The sequence below is a fragment of the Citrobacter sp. wls619 genome (assembly GCF_005281345.1).
GTDB lineage: Bacteria > Pseudomonadota > Gammaproteobacteria > Enterobacterales > Enterobacteriaceae > Citrobacter.
The window spans coordinates 1-6,299 of record NZ_SZXJ01000059.1; the positions used below are offsets into that span (position 1 = coordinate 1).

4 protein-coding genes are annotated in these 6,299 nt (G+C 40.0%); 3 read left to right on the forward strand and 1 reads right to left on the reverse strand.

Annotated elements, in window-relative coordinates; translation table 11 throughout:
• The first annotated feature begins 146 nt into the window (after positions 1-146).
• The 3 genes from FDX19_RS13110 (at position 147) to FDX19_RS13120 (ending at position 4,261) form a co-directional block, all read left to right on the forward strand.
• Positions 147-1,034, forward strand: coding sequence for an integrase domain-containing protein (locus tag FDX19_RS13110; protein WP_137383047.1), 888 nt, complete (start codon positions 147-149; stop codon positions 1,032-1,034).
• 324 nt (positions 1,035-1,358) lie between these two features.
• Positions 1,359-2,402: an SIR2 family protein gene (locus FDX19_RS13115; RefSeq protein ID WP_137383048.1), complete on the forward strand. Its 1,044-nt coding sequence runs from the start codon at positions 1,359-1,361 to the stop codon at positions 2,400-2,402.
• Complete coding sequence (locus FDX19_RS13120) at positions 2,399-4,261, forward strand: ATP-binding protein (RefSeq protein WP_137383049.1); 1,863 nt, start codon at positions 2,399-2,401, stop codon at positions 4,259-4,261. Before FDX19_RS13115 ends, FDX19_RS13120 begins: the two co-directional genes overlap by 4 nt.
• Positions 4,262-4,366: 105 nt before the next feature.
• Here FDX19_RS13120 and FDX19_RS13125 read toward each other — a convergent pair whose 3' ends face one another.
• The gene (locus FDX19_RS13125) at positions 4,367-5,608 is read right to left on the reverse strand and encodes a hypothetical protein (RefSeq protein ID WP_137383050.1); all 1,242 of its coding nucleotides are present in this window, start codon (positions 5,606-5,608) and stop codon (positions 4,367-4,369) included.
• Positions 5,609-6,299: the final 691 nt, after the last annotated feature.

The following is a 6,299-nucleotide window of genomic DNA, read 5'->3' on the forward strand; positions in this document are numbered from 1 at the left end:
TGCTCACGCAGGCAGCCTGTACCGCGTACAGTCTGAAACTCCCTATACCTCAGCAAGCTGCCACTCCGGCGTGAAGGTATCGTTCTGGCGCAGCCAAAAAGCATACGCCGGAGACTGTTTGTGTTCTCAAAATCAAGGGGGAGTGTATGAGTAAGTTAGGCGGTGAAATGAAGGCACAGGCAAAACACTGCGGCGGTAGCCATAAAACGGTGAATGATCGTATTCATATTGTGCAGCGTTTCGATCACCATTTACGGGCGCTAAATGTCCAGATCCAGCACGTGGCGCAAATCAAGGTTCGCCACATTGAAAGTTACATTCATGAAAGACTGGCGCAGGGGATCGGCAAGCGCACGCTACAGAATGAAATGGCCTCGCTGCGTGCTGTGCTGCAACAGGCCGGACATAAACAAGTGGCTGAGCATGAGCGGCTGACGAATAAATCGCTGGGTTTATCCGGTGCATCGCGCAACGGTACGCGACAGGCTATTACGCCGGAGCATTATCGTAATGCGCTGGAAATGGCCCGTGTAAAAGATCCGGGGCTGGCTGCGGCGCTGGAACTGGCGCGGCTGATGGGCTTACGTTCGCAGGAAGCGGTACAAAGCGCACAGTCGCTGAAAACGTGGAAACAGGCTGTTGAACGGGGCGATACACGCTTAACCGTGGTTTTCGGCACCAAAGGTGGACGACCTCGTGAAACGGTGATTCTGGATTCTATAGCTGTCAAAAAAGCGCTGGATAATGCGCTGGCTATTGCCGAAAGCCGTAATAATCGGCTGATCGACAAGCCGGATCTGAAAAGCGCGATGGACTACTGGCACAACCAGGCGGCGCGTATGGGTTTGACTGGTGCATATTCCCCGCATTCGCTGCGTTATGCGTGGGCGCAGGATGCCATTCACCATTACTTGGCGCAGGGGTTCAGCAGGAAAGAGGCACTGGCAATGGTGGCTATGGATTTGGGGCATGGTGACGGACGTGGGCGGTATGTGGCACAGGTGTATGGGCGGCTAAACAGCTGCACGGAATAGTGCTACGCTTTTTGCTAAACCGTTCAGGATCAACGAGTGGGGCTAAGTGGTATTACGCCGGGCCATCTATGTGTTGCTCTTGCATAGTTGTCACATGTCAATAAATGGCAAGTGTAGCGGCATTAGGCGCAGCTATTTAGATGGTAGGTTCTTGAAATTATAAAAAAGCTATAAATCAATTAGTTGAAGTATCGTTTAGATAAGAAAATATTTTGATAAGGAGAATCGTGCAAAGAGAGATAATAAATGATGTGAAATTATCAAACGAAGCGTTAACATACACTTATATAGTTAAATCCCAAACAATATCAGGAAGATGCCACTATGGCGACTAAACGAGCGTTCTATGGGCAAGATGGTGACCGAGACTATTTCGAACGAGTATTTCAGTCTGCAAATATTAACTTCCTCATTGGCTCAGGAGCATCGCTGCCAGCAATAAGTATTTTGGGCAATATTGAGAGCGAATTGCAGAAGTTGATTCATTTGGAAGATGAAGAAGGTTACTTTGATAAGGCTGCCGAATTTCTTCACTCAGTCTGGATACCACATGAACATATCCTCGCAAGACACAATGCCGCTCCTACCCCACCACTTATTATAGAAAATATAGCGATTGTCAGAAGAAATTACTCTGAATTCCTGTCTGCACTTGAAAAAATACTAACTAGGCGGCGTACTGGCCTACTACCAAAACGTATTAATATATTTACCACTAACTATGATCTGTTTGTTGAAGATGCAGCAACAAGAAATAATAACATCATTATTAATGATGGTTTTCGTAAACGAGTCAATATATGGGGTGGAACCATTTTTGATGCTGCCTGCTTTCATCAAACCATTTATGCAACAGGAAATTTATATAACTACAAAGTTGAGCTCCCTACTGTCAACTTGATAAAACTTCATGGTTCTTTGTCATGGCGTAAATATAATAATGACATTTATTACAATATATTAGATGCCAAACCATTAATATTTAATACCATCGAAGAGAAAAAGTCATGGGTACTATCTCACTCACTTATATTACCAAGGAAAGAAAAATTTAAAGAGACTGTGCTACAAAATATATATTATGATCTGCTTAGAAGCTATGCAAATGAGCTAGATAAGGAAGCAACGCTACTGATAGTTTTTGGGTTCTCATTTGCAGATGAGCACTTAGAAACACTGACAAAAAAAGCTTTACGTAATGCAACATTGAAAGTAATTATTTTTGCATACGATGAGGGTAGCGTTCAGATCTATATGGATAAGTTCCACGATTATTCAAATGTTGAGGTTGTCTATACCCCAGGAAAGTCACTCGATTTTATAGTACTAAATAATATTATTACCTGTTATCTGGGAGGTATACGATGAGCGAGCATTTTATGGATGAAGAAGCAGTTTTACGAATAGGTGAAGTTTGTGAGGTATCAGGGCGAACTGTAAGCATTCTCGTCGATAAAAATAAAAACCTCAGTGATCTTTTTTATCGTGGGAAAGTACTTCGTAATGTTTCCGTCGGTAGTTTTATCGAGATTAAGAAAGGTTTCATGAGTCTTATTGGTAAGGTCGAAGCCGAAAAGATTATTGAAGAAAAATATCCTTCTGGTAGCGGGAGCGATACTTTCCGATATCATCGCTATCTCTCAGTGTCACTCACCGGCTACATTGACCGGTTGGGAAATTTTATCGCTGGCTCACGTGAATTGCCACTGATAGGAAATGAGGCTTTTATTGTTACAGAGCACCTTATTCAGATGGTACATCGCATTGCGAAAACTGACGAGGCTGCTATGAACTTTACCCGAACCGATCTTGAAGATATTGAAATTTCCCTTCCAATTAATGGGCTCATTAACTCTCATATCGCAATATTCGGAAATACTGGTAGTGGTAAATCGAATACACTAGCTGCTCTTTATAAGGCAGGTACATCAGAAGTAGAAAAAATACTAGGAAACAGATTCAAAGAACGATGCAAGTTTATTTTATTTGATTTTAATGGAGAATATGTAACTGAAGAATGCATTACTATTAATAAAACCGTATATAATTTGAATACACATAACGGCAATGGGGACAAACTCCCACTTCCACAGGAAGTATTACTTGAACATGACATGCTTTCTGTTCTAACTGATGCAACAGACAAAACGCAGAAACCATTTCTTAAACGAACCCTTGAGTTTCGTAATCATATAATGGACTCTGAAGACCCCCTTTTTTATATGCGAAATATTCTTAAAAAGAGGGTGAGACAGAATCTTTTCAGTGGTGATAAAGTAAGAAGTGATGCAGTTCATCTTCTATTTAGTCCAATCTTCGATGATGACCAAGACATGATCTCTGATCTTGAATTTCACTCAAAGGCAGGAAAATGGATGACTAGAAATGGATTGATCTTTAATAATGAGATTGATACTGAAAACTCATACTTATTTGGACTTGCTTCTAATTATACTTTTAAAGAAGATCTTATTGAGAATATTTTACATTTTATGTACCTTCAATTAATTAATGAATTTATGTCTAATAAATCTAATCCTGAGCATATATCACCTGTAATTAATAGAATGAATTCCAACAGAAAAGATATTGCAAAAATATTCGATACGTCAGGTCGATTAGATTTTTGGAATAATGAAAATTTCACAGTAATAAATCTTAACATGGTAAATATAACCATGAAGAAGACGCTACCTCTACTTATAGCAAAATGGGCATATAATGTTAAGAAACATTCCATAGAAAATTCCACTTTGCATATTATTATCGATGAGGCTCACAATATATTATCAAATACTTCGTTCAGAGAAACGGAAAGTTGGAAAGATTATCGACTAGAAACATTTGAGGAAATTATTAAGGAAGGTCGTAAATTCGGTGTTTTTGTCACGATCTCAAGTCAACGCCCCAACGATATTTCTTCAACTATAATTTCACAAGCACATAACTACTTTATTCATAGGCTGATCAATCAAAATGACCTCTATGCAATTGAGAAATCAGTATCATACATTGATCGACTCACTGAGGAATCAATCCCCACTCTTTCAACCGGCACCTGCATTTTTAGCGGAGTAATTAGTCCTATGCCACTAAAGTTAAGGATCGCCGAACTTGATAGCAAACACAAACCCAAGAGCAAAACTATTTGCTTTACAGATCTTCTTGAGGATTTTCCGCAAAACAACGTAGACTTAGCAGTCGACATCAACAAGCCCCCATTTTAGTAACTCACATATCTATGAAAGTCACTTTGGGATATGGCCAAACCTTAACCAAGGTTCATGTGATGGCGTGAACCTCGGCAGGAGGATGTGGTTGTACTCTTGTTTCTATGATGGGAGATGAAATGCTTGTATAGCCAGCTGCACTTCTCTGTTCCTATCACCATTAATATGAAATCGATACTGATACCATCCAAGATGATGTGTCGATACAGCCCCAAGATAATTTGAATGTTCCTTTGTTTCGTTTTCGATAATATTTAAAACTGGAGAAAATTCTTTATTCGAAACAAACATAATAATGGCGGCTTTAGAATCACGCCAAGTTAAATAAGATAAGAGCTGTGTTATCGTTTCCAGATAGGCCTTCTTACCGTGCCAATATTTCAACTCAGCGATAAACACATTGTTTCCATCATATCTAAGAAGAATATCCGTTTTACCTTTTTTGTTAAAAGTTTCTCCTGTTGCACTACCTTCAAAGTTTGGCTCAAGAATTAACAAAAAATGATCACGTAGATGCTCTTCTTCTTTTCCTACATATGTACTAGGTAATCTTTCAAATTGTTTTCCAACCTCATGTGTTATCTTCAATATTTGCTGATAAATCGCGTTATCCAAGGTCGGCTCAGGTTTGTACCCCCTATCTGAAACAATAGGCTTAGGTATTGCTTGGATCGCAGGAGTACGCTTGGCGGGGATCGAAAACGTGGATGGTGTGTTAGTTGATTTCCTGATGGGTACACCCAACGCCAACAACATGTCATTCTTCTTAAGCAATTGTACTTTTCGAGCATCCAGCGTCTGATTAGCGAGTAACTCAATTGAGTTGTTAAACGCAGTAAGGTCTTTAGTCAAATACGAATTCTGAGATATAAGCTGTGAAACAACCCTGTCGGCTTCGCGTTTCATTGATTGGGGGTCTGCATTAAAATCAATAAATTCAAAAACAATCTCTTGGCCTTTAACCTCGATTTGGGGGGCGGACATGCTGAAAGTACTTGCTCTAACTTTAAGCAACGCCACCTCCCCGGTAAAAGGTAAGTGAAACATGTACACATCTTTAGAATACGATTTGCCATCGTGGACGTAATAGGAACTAGGGTGCATTTCGGCAGGGATCATTCGCTCTTCAGTTGAAACATTCAACTGGTCGGAATGTAGCTCGATTGGGCTTATCGTAAACTTAGTTATGAGGTGGGCTATGTACTCAAACTTATTTACGTTGAGAATATAATTGTCGGATTGACTATTGATATCAGCTATGAGTTTCTGTTTCTGCCCCTCAATTAATGCAAAACCGTCATACTCTGAGAACGCAATAAATCCTCTTCCACCAAATCTACTCATGTACTCTCTCCATGTTTAAAAATGCAAAGATTAAGAACCTATCCCATTAGGCTATCTTATTTGCCATTTTGGCCCTGAGTAGTACTCAAAATCCTCACGTAGTGCGTGTACGTTCCGGTTTTTTCGCGCTGTCCGTGTCCAAACTGGCTGCAACAATATACACCAACTGGGATAGGTTCTAAGTGCGTCGGAAACTTACCCGATGGCAATTTTCAGCACATTAAATGCTCTTGGGTTAATAAGTGCATATCTGCCGTGTAACATACTCTCCTCAAACTTGTACACAGCGATGGTTCGTATTGTCTGCCTGCTATTGGAACATGCTGATTCCGAAAGGAAAAGGTATAAAAGTAAAAGGTTTGATAAGGGTAACAACACTTGACCTGAAAGGACTCCCTACCAAAAGGCCGATTCTGAAACAAATCAGTACGCCGCAGTCAGGATCTTATGCAAATTCCTGTCTTTGTATATCTCATACTATCCATCATACAACCAGAAAAGCAGCCTCACTACGATTATGAAACTGTTAAATGAGAATCTCAAAAATATGATTTAAATCAATATCTAAGTCATTAGTAGTACGTGGGGCTTTTTTGAGGGCCTCATTTAAATTTTATTTATTAAAATCATTATAATTCAATGTAATACGAATGTAATCGCATCCAGTCAGAGGAGCCATATTTAAGAAGCC